This window comes from Tatumella sp. JGM91 (genome assembly GCF_018257575.1).
Taxonomy (GTDB): Bacteria; Pseudomonadota; Gammaproteobacteria; order Enterobacterales; family Enterobacteriaceae; genus Tatumella; species Tatumella punctata.
In genome coordinates this window covers 35,347-52,776 of sequence record NZ_JAERJP010000022.1, presented here as the reverse complement: position 1 = coordinate 52,776, position 17,430 = coordinate 35,347, and the positions used below count along the sequence as shown (strand labels likewise).

14 protein-coding genes and 1 pseudogene are annotated in these 17,430 nt (G+C 50.1%); 3 read left to right on the top strand and 12 right to left on the bottom strand.

Annotated features, from left to right (window positions below):
• Positions 1–76: pseudogene (locus tag JK198_RS16860) on the top strand (hypothetical protein); the annotation flags it as partial.
• A gap of 247 nt (positions 77–323) precedes the next feature.
• Here JK198_RS16860 and JK198_RS14070 read toward each other — a convergent pair.
• From JK198_RS14070 to JK198_RS14020, 12 genes are all read right to left on the bottom strand, one after another.
• Positions 324–1,223, bottom strand: coding sequence for a LysR family transcriptional regulator (locus tag JK198_RS14070; RefSeq protein WP_249213165.1), 900 nt, complete (start codon positions 1,221–1,223; stop codon positions 324–326).
• A 633-nt stretch (positions 1,224–1,856) separates the two neighbouring features.
• Positions 1,857–2,720 (bottom strand): NmrA family NAD(P)-binding protein, encoded by an 864-nt coding sequence (locus tag JK198_RS14065; protein ID WP_212707151.1) that lies wholly within the window; start codon positions 2,718–2,720, stop codon positions 1,857–1,859.
• Positions 2,721–2,812: 92 nt separating this feature from the next.
• On the bottom strand, positions 2,813–3,367 hold the full coding sequence (locus JK198_RS14060) for a DUF924 family protein (protein WP_212707150.1): 555 nt from the start codon (positions 3,365–3,367) through the stop codon (positions 2,813–2,815).
• Positions 3,368–3,429: 62 nt separating this feature from the next.
• A complete protein-coding gene (locus JK198_RS14055; RefSeq protein WP_249213166.1) occupies positions 3,430–4,020 on the bottom strand; it encodes an isochorismatase family protein in 591 nt (196 codons plus the stop codon).
• Between the two features lie 16 nt (positions 4,021–4,036).
• Entirely contained in the window at positions 4,037–4,765 is a 729-nt protein-coding gene (locus tag JK198_RS14050) for a pirin family protein (protein ID WP_212709951.1), read from the bottom strand.
• A 14-nt stretch (positions 4,766–4,779) separates the two neighbouring features.
• The gene (locus JK198_RS14045; RefSeq protein ID WP_212709950.1) at positions 4,780–5,838 is read right to left on the bottom strand and encodes an alkene reductase; all 1,059 of its coding nucleotides are present in this window, start codon (positions 5,836–5,838) and stop codon (positions 4,780–4,782) included.
• A 290-nt stretch (positions 5,839–6,128) separates the two neighbouring features.
• Positions 6,129–6,257 (bottom strand): hypothetical protein, encoded by a 129-nt coding sequence (locus JK198_RS16955; protein WP_283092696.1) that lies wholly within the window; start codon positions 6,255–6,257, stop codon positions 6,129–6,131.
• Positions 6,254–9,322 carry a multidrug efflux RND transporter permease subunit MdtC gene (gene mdtC / locus JK198_RS14040; protein ID WP_212707148.1) on the bottom strand — a complete coding sequence of 1,023 codons (3,069 nt, stop codon included), beginning with the start codon at positions 9,320–9,322 and terminating at the stop codon, positions 6,254–6,256. The genes JK198_RS16955 and mdtC overlap by 4 nt, the downstream gene beginning before the upstream one ends.
• A complete protein-coding gene (locus JK198_RS14035) occupies positions 9,319–12,444 on the bottom strand; it encodes an MdtB/MuxB family multidrug efflux RND transporter permease subunit (RefSeq protein ID WP_212709949.1) in 3,126 nt (1,041 codons plus the stop codon). The genes mdtC and JK198_RS14035 overlap by 4 nt, the downstream gene beginning before the upstream one ends.
• Positions 12,441–13,631 (bottom strand): MdtA/MuxA family multidrug efflux RND transporter periplasmic adaptor subunit, encoded by a 1,191-nt coding sequence (locus JK198_RS14030; protein ID WP_212709948.1) that lies wholly within the window; start codon positions 13,629–13,631, stop codon positions 12,441–12,443. The genes JK198_RS14035 and JK198_RS14030 overlap by 4 nt, the downstream gene beginning before the upstream one ends.
• Before the next feature lie 197 nt (positions 13,632–13,828).
• Complete coding sequence (yegD, locus tag JK198_RS14025; RefSeq protein ID WP_212707145.1) at positions 13,829–15,181, bottom strand: molecular chaperone; 1,353 nt, start codon at positions 15,179–15,181, stop codon at positions 13,829–13,831.
• A 75-nt stretch (positions 15,182–15,256) separates the two neighbouring features.
• The gene (locus JK198_RS14020) at positions 15,257–15,883 is read right to left on the bottom strand and encodes a phosphatase PAP2 family protein (RefSeq protein ID WP_212707144.1); all 627 of its coding nucleotides are present in this window, start codon (positions 15,881–15,883) and stop codon (positions 15,257–15,259) included.
• Between the two features lie 255 nt (positions 15,884–16,138).
• Between JK198_RS14020 and udk the strand changes: the two genes are divergently transcribed.
• Together udk and dcd are read left to right on the top strand one after the other, a co-directional pair.
• Positions 16,139–16,780, top strand: coding sequence for a uridine kinase (gene udk / locus JK198_RS14015; protein ID WP_212707143.1), 642 nt, complete (start codon positions 16,139–16,141; stop codon positions 16,778–16,780).
• 63 nt (positions 16,781–16,843) lie between these two features.
• The gene (gene dcd, locus JK198_RS14010) at positions 16,844–17,425 is read left to right on the top strand and encodes a dCTP deaminase (RefSeq protein ID WP_212707142.1); all 582 of its coding nucleotides are present in this window, start codon (positions 16,844–16,846) and stop codon (positions 17,423–17,425) included.
• Positions 17,426–17,430 lie beyond the last annotated feature (5 nt).

Sequence of the window (17,430 nt, the reverse complement as noted above, 5' to 3'; positions counted from 1 at the left end):
CCAATATATGGCGGCAATGACATTTGTCACCTTACCCGGCCAGTTGGGGCCGCTGGCTGGCCCGACGCTGGGGGGGACAGAGGGTGAGTAACTGACTGATAATCAGCCCCCCGGCGGTTGCCGTCATTCTGCCCTATTTCCGTCACTGAGCGCCAGAAGTAATGTACTAAACAGTGATGGCAGGGGGTAAGTGTTAAAGCAGTTATCATCACTGATTAATTTATAGAGGCTGACAGGGATTTTAATGTGAGTAACCTCTGAATTAAGCGTTTACTTAGTCAGTCGCATTCCGTTATTGCCGGGTAAGAACAATCATCCGCAGATTACCGGTCGGGATGTGTTTTCTGTGAAAGCCGTAGCTTGATAAAATCTATAAATTTCTGTGTCTTCGCCGGAATCAGGCGTGTTTCGGTAAGTGCGTATACGGGCTGTGGTATGCTGTGCCACTCAGGCAGTATAGGTATGATTTTCCCGGAAGTCAGCTCGTCAGACACGACTTCTTCGGGGACCAGCATGATCCCCTGTCCCAGAACGACAAGACGCTTAATCATCCCCACATTATTCAAAGAAAATCGACCGCTGACAGGGACTGTTTCTTTTTTTGTCGGTGAACAAAGAGTCCAGGTACGGGTTTTCAGCATTCCGAGACACTCATGATGCTGAAGATCCGCGGGGGATTCGGGCATACCTGAACGCTGAATATATTCAGGAGATGTATATAATTTTGCTGTCAGTGTGGCGATACGTCTTGCAATAAGTAACGAATTTTCAGGTTCTCCCATACGTATCGCAATATCTGAGGGGTCACTGATAAGATCAGCTTTTCGCGGGGTCAGATCAAAGTCAAATGTTATACCCGGATACAGTTCAGCAAACTCAGTAACCAGTGGCGCGAGATAAATAATAGCGAAGTCAACAGGTAAGGAAACTCTCAGGATACCGCTGGGTTTTGCTAAAATGCTGCCTAATTGTTCATGGGCAAGCTGTGCCTCATTCACAATCCGTTTACACCGGTCAAAATAAACTTGTCCTGCCTCTGTTAATTCGATCTTCCGCGTAGTTCTGTTAAGCAATCTTAACCCTGTCGATTTTTCGAGTACACTTATGCGGCGGGATAGCGTTGAGCCTGGAACACCTGTAATTTCTGCAGCTTTCCTGAACCCTTTTGCTTTCACCACTTCGACAAAAAGCGCCATATCACTTAGGTAATTTTTCATAGTCATTAAACCAATACTGAATAAACATTCTTATCAGGGTGTCCGCTCTTTTAAAAAGAGTAGTTGAACAGTAACCTATAATCAGCTAATCAGTTACGCTTTGCTGATTACGGGATTCTATTTTATCAATTACTGTAATACCATGATAAAAACACATACTATACCTGCCACAGTCACAGCCAGATAAAAATCTGTACAGGAAAAAATCGTTGCCTGCTGTTTTATCGCTGCAGATATCTATAAAAAGACCAGACTATGTGCCTGACCAGTCGGTGAATGTTTCTCATCAACGGTACGGACGCGTTTTCAGACGTGCTGAGCATAGGAACATACAGTTTCATCATACTGAACTTCAGGGAGTGTACGCAGAGCCGTCGTTACCATAACCAGTATAATGAAGACACCATGCTACAGCGAGGCCGGGAGAATGTGGCTGGCAATGTTTGTTAATGGCGTTAATCGGAACCCCTGTTATCCGTAGGTTGAAAGTGAGATAAAGCAGATATTGCCGGAAAGATACCTGCCACTTACGTTTAACCAGTTCTCAGGGAGTAATATATAATCACAGGGCCGGGACACGATTACCCATCGGGCCAGGGTAACCGTGCTTTCTTCTCTGTTTGCATATCGCCAGATGTTTTATCTCACTGACTCAGCAATAAACTCCTGATAGGTTTTAAGTTTTCTGTTCAGAATGCTTTCAACATTACTTACAGTATCAGCGGCAGGTTTCATACCCCCTGTCTGGAAACTGCGGAACATAATTTTCATATCTCTCGCCAGGGTCTCATTAGCAAACTGCAACATCATATTTTCCAGAGCATCTAAATCATCTCCCGCATAGCTGACAGATGTTCCTAAAACAGAGCTCCAGACTGCGGCAGCTTTTTCACCTGTAATCAGGTCAGGGCCGGTGATTTCGATAGTTTTTAAAGGCAATGGCTGCTCAGAATGCTCACGCTGTATGATTTCCAATGCAGCAACTTCTGCAATATCTCTTGCATCAACCATCGCGACTCCCTGGTTGCCTACAGGCATTGGATAAGCATTATAGTGTTTAATTGCCTCCTGCAGCATTGAGTCATTCTGATAAAAATAGGCTGGCTGAAGGATTGTCGCATGAAGACCACTTTCTTTAATGGCCTTTTCTACAGTGTATTTAGAGGTAAAATGCGGGACATTAATAAAATGTTCGCGGTTAAACACTGAGAAATAGACAATATTTTTAACACCGGCCTCAACCGCAAGATCGAGTGTGATAAGTGCCTGAGTCAGTTCATCCGGAACAACTGCATTTAACAGGAATAAGGTATCAACTCCCTGTAGTGCTTTTTTCATATCAGACACTGAAGTCATATCGCCGGTGACGGTTGTCACCGTTTCCGGGAAAAGGCCTTCTTTTTTAGTTCTCATCAATGCCCGAACATTAATACCCTGCTCAGCCAGTTTATTTACAATAACTTTACCAATTGTTCCGGTGCTTCCTGTAACTAAAACAGTCATATTAGCCTCTTTGATTTTATATATACGCCTGAAAATAAATTAACAGGCCAGATTAGTATTCATTAAAAGTGATGGTGGCTATATAGAAACCATCAGAATCCAAGGTTGTTTTTCATCCATGTTAATTCACCCTGGGTTGAGTCACGATTGAGGATCGCGTTCCTGTGCGGGTACCTTCCGAAAGTTTCAATTATTTCACTGTGTTTCAGTTCATATTCATAGAAGCCTGCTAAAGGGATCCTCTTATATAATTCTTTAGCTTTTTCATGAATAACCAGTGATTCCGAATGCATCCATGGCAACAACGATATAGCTTTTTCCTCACTGTTCAGATCATCCCATATGTTTGATGAAACAAGTTCCTGAGAAAGAATCAGCGCCATTCCATCCTGACTGTATGCTTTGCCTGAACCCCGATTCAGATTTCGAGAAAACTGATCCAGTATAATTATTTCTGCCAGCCTGCCTCCGGCATTTCTCCGCCATGAAAATAACTCTCCATGACAGGCAGATATCCAGATAGGATAAAACCGCTTTCTTATTAGCAGATCAAAATAATCATTTTTTTTGAACCAGAGGTGTTTATTTTCGGAAAAAAACCAGAAGTCCAGGATGTCCCGATATTCAGGCAATCTATTTGTAGCCATCAGAAATGCCTCTATAGGATGATGAATTATCCCCGACTACTGGCAGCAGAAGGGGATATGTATTATCCCTGCAATGCAGGCATTACAACTTCCTGAACAATTTTCATACCTTCAGGTGATGCCCAGGTACCAACAAGTTCAGCGATAACCTGATTGGTGCTGGTTAGCGTTACTCCATTTTTTTCCATCCGGCGCAGAGCAATATCATCAGCGAATTTTGTCGGCGAAGCTCCGGCATCGGCTACAACCTGAACCTCGTAGCCATCACCGGCCAGACTCAGTGCCGGATAAACGGTGCATACATCATTAGTAACACCAGCGAGGATTAATTTTTTACGGCCCAGTGATTTCACTGCCTGTGAGAAATTTTCATCATCCATCGCGTTGACGATGCCGGCACGCTTAATGCGTGCCGCGAATTCGTCAGGCAGAACAGAGGCCAGCTCACTGAATAATGGCCCCTGATCATATTCCTCCATGCTGGAGGTCAGAACAACAGGGATATTCAGAATTTTGGCTGTTTTAGCAAGCATTAATGCATTACGTTTCAGCTCCTCAAAAGGCAAAGATTTCGCCCATCCCATAGTACCGACCTGATGATCGATAAGTAAAAGAGCACAGTCTTCTGCAGTAAAACGGTTCCAGGACATCATCGACTCCTCTTGAGTTCTATGAAAGCGGAGGACCAGAGAAAAACATAAATTTTGTTTTTTCTTCAGTTGCCTCAGCAAAGAGAGTTGCTGGTTTATCCTGTGATGAATAAACCGGCACCCTTAAATCATTGTGGTTAAATTTTAACCCGTCAATATTTACTTCTCCGTAGACAGGGAGAATGAAAGCACAGTGGTCAGCGGATAGGGGAAGCTCAATAACCGCATTCTTCTCCAGTGAGATATCCAGTATCGTGATCTCTTCAGGAGGTAACAGCGGGGATTTGATCCCCTGAAAATCACCTGCCGGAATACGTACACTGTATTTATCTGTGCGCACCACCGGGATCTCAGAAGCTTCCAGGGGCAGAGCCTCTGGTGGCATACTCTGCTTGCCGGTCGAAAGCCCGACAAAAATCTGTAAAGAATGTACCGTTTTGTTACTTTCAGCAGGAACTTCCTCATGGATAATTCCCCGGCCAGCGGTGGTCCAGTGCATTCCTCCCGGCGCGATAAAATTACTGGTACCGATATTATCCCGGTTATTTATACCCGTTTCCGAATCCAGAAATACATAAGATACTGCAGACAGGCCCGCATGGTGATGAGGCGGGAATACAGGCCCGCTCATCCATGCATGATCAACTCCGATCACAGGGCCCTGAATATTTTCCGGCATACGTAAAGAAGTTGCGCGAAAATTATCCCCATGTCGCATTCTCCGAAGAGAGACAATATCCGGTGTCATAACCCTTCCTCCGATCAGCCTATTACCGGGTAATCGGTATAGAATTTATCCGTACCCCCGAAAAAACCTTCCCGATAAGCTTCGTTCATGCGGGCACCCGTTTGCAGTCTCTCAACAAAGTCAGGGTTAGCCAGTACCATTGTGCCGTAAGACTCCAGATCAGCCAGTCCCGACTCAACATCCTGGCCAGCCTGTTCACGTGGCCGCCCCGGACGGTTAAGAATCAGGTCACTTTTCCAAATGGTCCGCATATCTTTCAATAAGTTTTCATTACTCATATGCATAATATGCAAATATGCGAGCTTTAGTTTGTTCAGTTCGGTACTCAGATAACGATACAACTCCTCGCTTTGTGTTCCTTCATCAATACCCCACATATTCATTCCCGGGGATAAACGAATACCAGTCCGGTCTGCACCAATTTCTTCGGCGACTGCTTTAGCGACTTCAATTGCGAAACGCGCCCGGTTTTCAACAGAACCGCCATATTCATCAGTACGGACATTCGCACTCGGTGCAAGAAACTGATGAATGAGGTAAGCATTTGCACCATGAATTTCAACGCCATCGGCTCCCGCTTCTACAGCACGACGTGCCGCAAAGCGGAAATCCTGTATCGTCTGATGCACTTCATCAGTACTGAGCGCACGTGGTACGGGAATATCCTGCATACCTGTTGCAGTAAACATCTGAGAACCAGGTGCAATTGCAGACGGTCCGACTCCCCGCCGGTGATGGGGGGTGTTGTCTGGGTGGGACATTCTGCCTGCATGCATAAGCTGAATGAATAATTTGCTGCCTTTTTGATGCACAGCGTCAGCAATTTTTTTCCAGCCAGCAACATGTGCATCAGTATAAATTCCCGGAGTCATCAGGTATCCCTGTCCGTCTTCGGACGGCTGAGTGCCTTCGGCGATAATCAGGCCAATGCTCGCACGCTGTGCATAATATAATGCGGCAAGCTCGCCAGGAGTTCCGTCAGCATTAGCCCGTGAACGGGTCATCGGTGCCATAACCAGGCGATTTTTGAGTGTGTAACGGCCCAAATTAACCGGAGTAAACAGTTTGCTCATAAGGATCACCTCAGTACTAAAATGATTGTTCCAAAATTATGGAGTAATCATGCTCTGATCTTGTCAGGGGATAAAGAGGGTGTTTTGGATTAGATTGTTCCATTTTTGGATCAATCAGTGACGGGTAAACAGCAGAAAGATGGCCGGAAATTAACCACGCCTGCCAGCAGCGGGAGTTCCGGTACAGTTTTTTATTGCCGGAAAACTTACATCACTCTGCTGACACTGCGGGGGTGTTGAAAAACAGTATCACCTGATACTCTGTTGATTTTTATTATTTTTCTATTTTCTCAGGTTAGTGAATAGATGATATTGGTGGTCTCCGGTGACTGCATAAAAAAACCGACAGCGACACTCCATAACTGCCAGCGTACCGATACAGGGTGTGGCGGGGTATCGGCGTGGGCTGTTTTATTCATTCGCCTGTTTCCTGTGACAGCGCCTGGCGTTTTCTGAGTTTATCCATCATCAGGAACACCACCGGGGTGGTATAGAGGGTGAGTAACTGACTGATAATCAGCCCCCCGGCGATAGCAATCCCCAGCGGTTGCCGTAATTCTGCCCCATCTCCGTAACTGAGTGCCAGAGGCAATGCACCAAACAGTGCCGCCAGGGTGGTCATCAGTATTGGCCGGAACCTGAGCAGGCAGGCCTGAGAAATGGCTTCACGCGGTGATAATTTTCCCTCACGCTCGGCCACCAGGGCGAAGTCAACCAGCATAATGGCATTCTTTTTAACAATCCCAATCAGCAGTAAAATGCCGAGCATGGCTATCAGGCTGAAAGGCGTATCAAACAGCCGCAATGCGATTAATGCCCCGACCCCGGCAGGGGGCAGAGTCGAGAGGATGGTTATCGGATGGATATAACTCTCGTAGAGCATGCCCAGTACAATATAGACGGCGGCAATAGCGCCGACAATTAACCAGATCTGGCTGGACTGGGAGTCACGGAACAGTTTTGCATTACCGGCAAACTCACCGCGCAGGGCAGGGGGCACCCCCAGCCTGACCATTGTCGCTTCGATAGCGTCTGAAGCCTGTGATAAGGCGACGCCATCGGCGAGATTAAACGACAGGGTTGAAGCGGCGGATAATCCCTGATGATTTACCGTTACAGGCGTGTTGGCGGGTTCCCAGCGGGCAATCCGCGACAGGGGCACAGGTTTTCCGTCACTGTTGATCAGGTACATTTGTGATAAAGCCGATGCATCCCGGGTATAGCGCGGGTCAGCTTCCAGCACCACTTTATATTGATTCAGCGGCCGGTAGATTGTTGATACCTGACGCTGGCCGAATGCGTTATTAAGTAATGCATTGGCACTGGCGACGCTGATGCCTGATGCAGCCATCGCGGACCGATCGTAGACCAGCCGTAGCTCGCCGCCATTATCTTCCTGGTCGGAGCTGACATCCGTCAGCTGTGGTAACTGACGGAAGGCCTTCAGGATCACCGGTTCCCACTGTCTTAATGCCGACAAATCATCAGATAACAGACTGTATTGATAGGTGGCATTCGAGGCCCGGCCACCGGTGCGAATATCCTGAACCGGAGTCAGGTAAAGTCTGGCTCCCGGCTCGTTTGCCAGTACTTTACGTAACCGGTCAATTACCTGGCGTGCACTGACATTACGTTCAGACAGTGGTTTCAGGGCGATATACATGGAACCGCTATTGGTACGCATCCCCCCGGTGAAACCGGTTACGTTATCTACTGCCGGATCAGCACGGACAATCCGCATAAAATCAGCAAGTTTACCGCTCATGGCCTGGAACGAAATACTCTGGTCAGCCACAATACTGCCGGAAATTCGTCCCGTATCCTGTTCCGGTAAAAATGTTTTCGGGATACTGATAAACAGCACAATATTCAGGCCGAAGGTGGCCAGTAACAGCCCCAGAGTCAGCTTCTGATGCTGTAATACCCAAACCAGAGAACGGCCATATCCGGCCTGTAACCGGTCAATAATGCGCCGGAACAGACTGATGCGTTGCTGCTGCGGTCCGCTGTTGCTTAACAGACGGGCACACATCATCGGCGTCAGAGTCAGAGATATAAATAACGAAATCAGAATAGCGACGGACAGGGTAATCGCAAACTCTGAGAAAAAACGACCTACCAGCCCGCCCAGCAGCATCAGGGGCAGAAAAACTGCCACCAGTGACAGACTCATGGCGACCACCGTGAATCCGACCTCCTGCAGACCAAGCAGCGCGGCTTTAAAGGGTTTCATGCCGGATTCTACATGCCGTGCAATATTTTCCAGTACCACAATCGCGTCATCGACCACAAATCCGGTAGCAATGGTCAGGGCCATCAGGGACAGGTTATTCAGGCTGAAACCAAACAGATACATGGCGGAAAAACTGCCGATCAGCGATACAGGTACCACAACGGCAGGGATCAGGGTGGCTTTGGCCGAACCGAGGAACAGAAATACCACCATAATGACCAGTGCTACTGCGACTGTCAGTGAAAATTCGACTTCGTTCAGAGACGCTCTGATGGTGGGAGAACGGTCCTGTGCCACACTGAGCTGGATCCCCGCCGGAATTTCCTGACTCAGGCGCGGCAATTGCTCACGGATCCGATCGACGGTGGATATTACGTTAGCGTCGGCCGTTTTTCTGACCATCATCAGTATTGCCGGTTTACCGTCACTCATTCCCATATTACGGCTATCTTCCACCCCATCGGTCACTGTTGCGATATCACCGAGGCGTACAACGCCGCCATTTTTATAATGGATAATCAGCGGGCGGTATTGTGCTGCATTATCCAGCATATCGTTAGTCGCCAGTTGCCAGCGTTGCTGAGTGTCATCAATTGCCCCCTGCGGCCGTAACTGGTTAGCGTTGCTGATGGTGGTTCGTAACTGGTCGAGGGAAATCCCGAGGTTAAATAATTGCTGCGGGTCAACATCAACCCTTACCGCAGGCAGTGAAGCACCCCCGATAGTGACATCTCCGACGCCTTCTATCTGCGATACAGACTGTGACAGGCGGGTGGTGGCAAAATCATACAACTGGCCCGGAGAGTAACTCCCGGAGGTCAGTGTCAGGATCATTACCGGGGCATCGGAGGGGTTAACCTTGTGGTAGGTCGGACGCGATGGCATACCGCTGGGGAGCAGACTCTGGGCAGCATTCAGTGCCGCCTGAACATCACGGGCTGCACCGTTGATATCCCGGTCCAGATCAAACACCATAATGATACGGGTATTACCCAGAGAGCTATAAGAGGTCATTTCACTGACCCCGGAAATCCGGCCCAGAGAACGTTCCAGCGGTGTGGCGACCGAGGCAGCCATGGTTTCTGCAGAAGCCCCCGGCATACTGGCGGCGACCACTACCGCCGGGAAATCTACCTGCGGCAAGGCTGCAACCGGCAGTAAACGAAACCCCAGCAATCCGGCCAGCAGAATAGCCACCGAGAGTAACAGGGTGGCTACCGGCCGACAGATAAACAACGCCAGAAACTTCACGATATTGACTCCGGAGCTGCCCGGCGATGACGCTTCAGTTTATGGCTAAGGCGGTCGAACATCAGATAGATAACCGGCGTGGTAAACAGGGTCAGGATCTGGCTGAGGATTAATCCGCCGACCATGGTTATCCCCAGCGGCCGGCGTAATTCGGCACCGACACCGACACTGAGCATCAGGGGCAGGGCACCGAGCAGTGCCGCCATTGTGGTCATCAGTATTGGCCGGAAGCGCAGCAGGCAGGCCTGGTAAATGGCGTCATGTGCCGTTAACCCCTGATTGCGCTCGGCAGACAGCGCGAAATCGATCATCATGATGGCGTTTTTTTTCACAATTCCGATCAGCAGAATAATGCCGATAATGGCAATAATATCCAGTTCATGCCCTGATATCAGCAGCGCTAACAGTGCTCCGACCCCGGCGGTAGGCAGTGTCGATAAAATAGTGATCGGGTGAATAAAGCTTTCGTAAAGGATCCCCAGCACAATATACATAGCAACGATAGCGGCAATCACCAGCCAGACTGTGCCTGACAGTGCGGCACGGAAGGCAAGGGTACTGCCCTGGAAATGTGTCAGCATATCAGAAGGCAGGTTTAACTGACTTTCGATACGGGTGACGGTATCCACGGCTTCACCCAGCGAATAACCATCGGCAACATCAAAAGAAAACGTTGCGGCCGGGAACTGATCAAGATGGTTTATTGCCAGTAAGCTGTGGCGCTGTTCGATGTTTGCTATGGACGTCAGGGGGATAGTCCCGCCGTCAGCATTGGTCAGCCGGATATTTTGTAGTGCCTGTAAGCCCGGTGTGGTGTCGGTCTGTTGGGACAGTACTACCCGGTACTGGTTTGACTGGGTATAGATCGTCGAAACCAGCCGCTGACCAAAAGCATCATAGAGTGCGTTATCAATATCGGCCATGGTAATCCCCAGTCGGCTGGCATTGTCACGGTCGACACGGATAAAGGCCTGATTCCCCTGGTCCTGCCAGTTGCTGCTGACATCGCGCAGCTGCGGGGCATTTTGTAATTCCGCCAGCAGACGGGGTATCCAGACGGAAAGATCATTCTGAGAAGGGGATTGCAGAGTGAACTGATAAGGTGTGCGGCTGGCCTCTGTGTCGATAGTCAGATCCTGGACTGCCTGCATCCACAGGCTGATCCCCGGGACCCGGCTGACCTCACGCTGTAACCGTTGCTCAATGGCCGGGATACGTTGCTGGCGTTCAGAAAGTGGTTTCAGTGTAATCTGCAACCGTGCATTGTTAAGTGAGGGGTTATTGCCGTCAACACCGACAAAAGCACTGACATTTTCGACGTCAGGATCCTGCCGGATAATACCGGCAACCTCACGGGTACGTTGTGCCATGCTGGTCCATGAGACATTCTGCGGCCCCTGCAGGCTGGCCTGTATCAATCCGTTATCTTGCTGCGGGAAAAAGCCTTTAGGGATCAGGATCCACAACAGTACCGTGAATAAGAGTGTGCTGATCGCGACACTCAGGGTCAGCCACTGGTGTTGCAGAACCCGGGTTAACAACCGGCCATAGCCGGAAATCACCCGCACAAACAGTGTTTCACAGGCCAGTGAAAAGCGGTTTTGCTGGTGAAGCGTACCGTTTTTCAGCATCCTTGCACACATCATCGGAGTGAGGGTCAGTGAAACCAGTCCGGAGATCAGTATAGAGACGGCAAGGGTGACGGCAAATTCACGGAATAACCGGCCGACGACATCCCCCATAAACAGCAGTGGGATCAGAACGGCAATCAGGGATATGGTCAGTGAAATAATGGTAAAGCCGATTTCCCCTGCCCCGCGCAATGCCGCCTGCAACGGCGGAACCCCTTTTTCGATATAACGTGAAATATTTTCGATCACTACAATAGCATCATCGACCACAAATCCGGTGGCTATAGTCAGTGCCATCAGGGTGAGATTATTGACAGAAAATCCCAGCAGGTACATGGCAGCAAAAGTACCAATCAGGGAAATAGGCACTGCTACCGCAGGGATGATGGTGGCCGGTATATTGCGTAAAAACAGATAAATAATCATGACCACTAAAGCGATGGCCAGCAGTAATTCAAACTGCGTGTCACTGACAGATGCACGGATATTCCGGGTACGATCACTGACAAGCTGCAAATCCACGGATGCCGGCAGGGTACTCTTCAATGACGGTAACAGGGACCGGATATTATCCGCCGTTTCGATAATATTGGCTCCGGGCTGACGCAGTACATTCAGAATAATCGCTCCCTGGCCATTACTCCATGCGCCCAGCCACTGGTTTTCAGCACCTTCAGTAACCGAAGCCACATCGCCGAGTCTGACAGGGGCATTATTCCGGTAACTGATAATCAGGCGACGGTAGTCTTCGGCTGACTGTAGCTGGTCATTAGCCGACAGGGTAATGGCCCGTTCCGGACCATCAAGGCTGCCTTTAGGGGTATTCACATTGCTTTCACTGATAGCACTGCGCACATTTTCGCTGGTTAACCCGAGAGCTGCCAGCGCAGGAGAATTCAGGGCGACCCGTACCGACGGGCGCTGTCCGCCAGCCAGGGTGACCAGTCCGACACCGCCGACCTGGGAAATCTTCTGGGCAATCCGTGTTTCCACCAGGTCCTGTACACGGGTCAGGGGCAGGCTGGACGTCGTGACTGCCAGGGTCATTATCGGCGGGTCAGCCGGATTTACCTTGTTGTAGACGGGGGGGTTGGGCAGATCTGCCGGCAGATAACTCATCGCTGAATTAATGGCTGCCTGCACTTCCTGTTCCGCAATATCCAGCGGCAAGGAGAGCTGAAACTGCAGGGTGATTACCGAGGCACCGCCTGAACTGCCGGAGGTCATCTGTTTCAGACCGGACATCTGGCCAAACTGGCGCTCAAGGGGGGCCGTTACTGCCGACGTCATGACTTCCGGGCTGGCACCCGGGTAAAGGGTTACTACCTGGATGGTCGGGTAGTCGACTTCCGGCAGTGCCGATACCGGCAAAAACCGGTAACCCAGTATACCGGCCAGTACAATGGCGACCATCAGTAAGGTGGTGGCAACCGGGCGCAGGATAAACTGGCGAGACGGTCCTCCTGCCGGGGTTTCTGCTGGCTGGTTCATGGGGCCGTGACCTGTGTGGTGTTGTCAGATGCGGGCAGTTGCTGTACTCCCTGAACAATATCCACCACTGAGCCTTCATTCAGGCGATCAATACCATCAGTGACGACTTTGTCTCCGGCACTCAGTCCGGCGGTAATGACCGCCTGCATATCCTGCTGTGGTCCGGTGGTGACCTCTTTCCTGCTGACCGTATTTTGCGGACTGACAACCCAGACAAAAGGACCGTCGGTGTTCATCTGTAATGCCGCGACCGGGATCACCAGTGCATCTTTCAGGGTATTGACCTGCAGACGGATATTCACAAACTGGTTCGGGAACAAGCGGTTATCCTGGTTTGCGAAGCGTGCTTTGATTTTCAGGGTACCGGTTGTGCTGTCAATCTGGTTATCCAGGCTAAGTAATTGCCCTTCTGACAGTTGCCGGCTGTCGGTACGATCGCGGGCTTCGACCCGTAAAGGTGTCCCCTCACTGCGGGCGCTGACTATCTGGTCAATCATACCTTCCGGTACCGTAAAGATGACATCCGCAGGTTGTGTTTGGGTGATCACTACAATACCGCCGGTGTCGCTGGCAGTAATATAGTTACCCGCATCAACCTGTTTCAGACCCACGGTGCCGCTGATCGGGGCAGTCACCTGGCTATAGGTCAGATTCAGTTGCGCATTATCCACCGCCGCCTGGTCGCTTTTTACGCTGCCTTCGCTTTCGCGGACTACTGCCTGCTGGTTATCAAGATCCTGCTGTGAAACCAGCCGGGTGGCTGCCAGTTTCTGGTAGCGGCGCAGATCATTACGGGCATTACTTAACGTAGCCTGATCTTTTGCCAGTTGTCCCTGAGCCTGTAACAGTGCGACCCGGAAAGGCCGGGGATCAATGTCGGCCAGTAACTGACCGGCGGTAACAGTATCTCCTTCCTTAAAATGCAGAGACATCAGTTGCCCGTCAACACGGCTGCGTACAGTCACGGTGGAGGATGCATTGACGGTGCCGAGGGCAGAGATAAACAGGGGAACAGTCTCCCTGCGTGCTACCGCGACCTGAACAGGAATGGCGGATGACTGCCGGTCACGGGCCTGCTGAGTGCTGTAGACGCTTTTCCCATGCCAGGAATGAATGCCGGCTAAAATTAACGCTATGATAATCAGTAAAAAAAGAACGACGGTAGTCATCCGATATTTTGCTCTCATACTGTTTTATGCTCTCCTGCATAATCAATTCCGGCGTAAATCTGCTCTAAGACTGGCTCAGTATAACCGTAAATTTCGGCAGAAAGTTGGAGGAAATAAGGATATCTGGCAGCGGAATACAGGGAATGATGACGGGAGAAGGGGAACTGAAAGCAAAAAAACGCCCCGTAACGGGGCGCCGGTAACTCAATGCAGAGTTAACCAAACAGCGTACTGGCCCAGCGAGCCAGACCAAGGGTGACGGAGCCGAAATCATCACCACTGGTGACCGGGGTTTCAGGCAGAACCCGGGCGATAGCCTCGCGCAACAGAGGAGAGCGGGCACTGCCGCCGGTCAGATAGACCACATCCGGCAGCGTATCTGACCCGGCCATAACGCCGGTAATTTGCTGGATCATTTTGTCCAGCGGCTGGCGTATTGCTTCATTGAGCTGCCGGGTATCCAGGGATGTTTCGAGACCGGCATCGATATAACTGAGGGGAACAGCAGTGTGACTGCTTTCTGATAAGCGGATTTTACTTTCTTCGGCACTGCGTACCAGCTGGTAACTCTGTTTCTGTTTCCATACCGTGAATAAGCGCTGTACCAGTTCGCTGTGCTGTGCGTCTTTAACCATCTGCCGGAGTTGTGCTCCGCATTCAGTGGAATAAAACTGACTCTGAGCATTCACATCATTAATGGCGACAGCATTCCACCATGGCAGTGTCGGTAAGCCGGTACCTGTACGGCTGTTACCGCCCTGACCAAGTAACGGCATCAGGGTTTTAAAAGCCAGCATTATATCCAGGTCATTTCCGCCGACACGGCAGCCACTGTGGCCGAGCAGGCTGGCGGTACGGTCAGCTTTATTCCGCCATTCCGGGCCCATCAGCAGCAATGAACAGTCGGTGGTACCGCCGCCAATATCGACAACCAGCACCCGGGTTTCACGACTCAGGGTGGCTTCAAACTCCAGCCCTGCAGCCACAGGTTCATACTGAAATTCTACTTCACGGAATCCGGCACGTTGTGCCGCCCGTAACAGGATATTCTGCGCCTGACGGTTAGCGTCTTCGCCGCCGATCCCCTGGAAATTGACCGGCCGGCCTATCACTGTATGGGTGACGGGCGTTTCGGTCTGTAATTCTGCCTGCTGGCGAATATGCAGCATCATGGCACAGACCAGATCTTCGAAAAAAGCGATCTGTTGTGGCTTCAGACCGGAAGCCCCGAGGAAGGACTTTGGTGATTTTACGAACCAGGTATCTTCAGGGTCAGCAATATAGTTTTCCAGCGCCTGCAGGCCGAAACTGACATTCTGCGGTGTGACACGGATATCTTCTTCACGGTTGAGACGCAACGCATATTGCAGCAGTGCTTTATTCTCTGCAGCAGGAAAGTCGATATTGTGGCAGCGATACAGCCACTCACTGGGGACGGTGCGCAGCGGCGCAGATATCATTGACGGCAGCAGCGGTGACGTATTCTCCAGCAGTAATTGCCGGAATATCCCCGCCTGTTCAGTTGCGACAGAACAGTTCGCCGTACCGTAATCAAAACCAATAAACATGGCTTTCGCCCCCTGATCAATAAAAAAAAAGGGGGCGACTTTACCCTGTTAACGGCCGTGCGTAAATGGCTGAAATTAATTTGTTGTGCCTGAGTGCAGCAGCTCAGCCCGGGTGAAGGGTTTTTCGATACCTGCCAGCCGTGCTGATAGCTTTGCCAGGAATTGCTGAGTAGTTGCGGGTTGTCCCTGCAATAAAATAACCGCCGGCAGGCAGGCAAAAAGTGCCAGCTGGGTTAGCGGAATAGCTTTCAGCGCCGTATGTCGCTGAACAAACAAAAACAGCGAACTCAGACTCAGGCCAAGTATGGCGCCGGTAATGACTTCGCTGGGAGAATGGGCATGTAATTGCAGCCGGGAAAAGCCAATAGCCAGCGGCAGCAGGTACCCTGCAATAATTAAGCAGCGGCGGCGCACTAACGGCCATTGGGCCGATATCAGCCACATAAAGACCGGCCAGAAGGTGGAGGACATAGTGGTATGGCCACTGAAACCGGTAAAATTATAGGTTTTACTGCCGAGAAAAAAGCCCATAAACATTACCTTAGAGATACTGACAATCATACCGGCACTGCCAAAAGTGACCAGCCAGCCGAAGGCGGTTTGCCAGCGACCGCTTTTCCAGAGCAGAAATATAGCTATTAATACGGCAGTGGGTAGCAGCAACATACTGTCGCCAAAATAAGTTAAATTTTTCCAGTACATATTTTCCCTGGTGAACATAGTATTCAGGTGATAGCCGTAGCTGCGGGCAATAATTAATCAGTATCCGGTGTGGCAGGGGAGTATATAGAATATTACCGGGGCAGCCTATGGGCGTAGTCTGAAGATTACTGATGCTTTTTTCTGGCATCAGTGCGGTGAAATCCCTATAATCGCCGGCGTATACCCTCTCAATTTGCCTGTATGATCTGTAGATTATCAGAAAATACCGGCTTCAGTTTCAGGTCTCAAAAAAGTATGACTGACACGTCCCATCAGTGCGTAATCGTCGGTATTGCCGGAGCTTCAGCCTCAGGTAAGAGTTTGATTGCCAGCACGCTCTATCGTGAAATTCGTGACCAGGTAGGTGACGAACATATCGGTGTGATCCCGGAAGATTGTTATTACCGGGACCAAAGCCACCTCACTATGGAAGAGAGGATTAAAACTAATTATGACCATCCGAATGCGATGGATCATGATTTATTACTGGCGCATTTACAGGCAATGAAAGCAGGTAGTGCGATCGAACTTCCGGTGTATAGCTATTCTGAACACACGCGGATGAAGGAAACGATTAATCTGGAGCCTAAAAAGGTTATTATCCTTGAAGGGATCCTGTTACTGACCGACCCGCGGTTACGCAATGAGTTGAATTTCTCAATCTTTGTCGATACACCGTTAGATATTTGTCTGATGCGCAGAATGAAACGCGATGTCAATGAACGTGGCCGATCAATGGACTCCGTGATGACTCAGTATCAGAAAACGGTTCGTCCGATGTTTTTGCAGTTTATTGAACCCTCCAAACAGTATGCCGATATCATTGTGCCGCGCGGGGGTAAAAACCGCATTGCTATTGATATTCTGAAAGCGAAAATTAATCAGTTTTTTGAATAACGACGACAGGGAGGGGATTTCCCTCCTTTTTTGTCAGCAGCAGGGATTAAAGGAGACATCTGCATGAGATTGTGTGACCGGGATATAGAAAACTGGCTCGACGATGGCAGACTTGATATTTCACCGCGTCCGCCGGTGGAGCGTATCAACGGTGCGACCGTAGATGTCCGGCTGGGTAACCAGTTCCGGACATTCCGCGGGCACACGGCGGCATATATCGATTTAAGTGGTCCGAAAGCTGAAGTCAGCGCGGCACTGGATCGGGTGATGAGTGATGAGATTAACCTGCCGGAGGGGGATGCATTTTTCCTGCATCCGGGTGAGCTGGCTCTGGCTGTTACCCTGGAATCGGTGACCCTGCCGGATGACCTGGTAGGCTGGCTGGACGGACGTTCTTCTCTGGCACGGCTGGGCCTGATGGTTCATGTGACGGCGCACCGTATTGACCCGGGCTGGAAAGGCCGGATTGTGCTGGAGTTCTATAATTCAGGTAAATTGCCATTGGCTTTACGACCGGGTATGTTGATAGGGGCATTAAGTTTCGAACCACTGTCAGGCCCTGCCCAGCGCCCGTATAATCGCAGAGAAGACGCAAAATATCGCGATCAGCAAGGCGCAGTTGCCAGCAGGATAGATAAAGACTAACTATT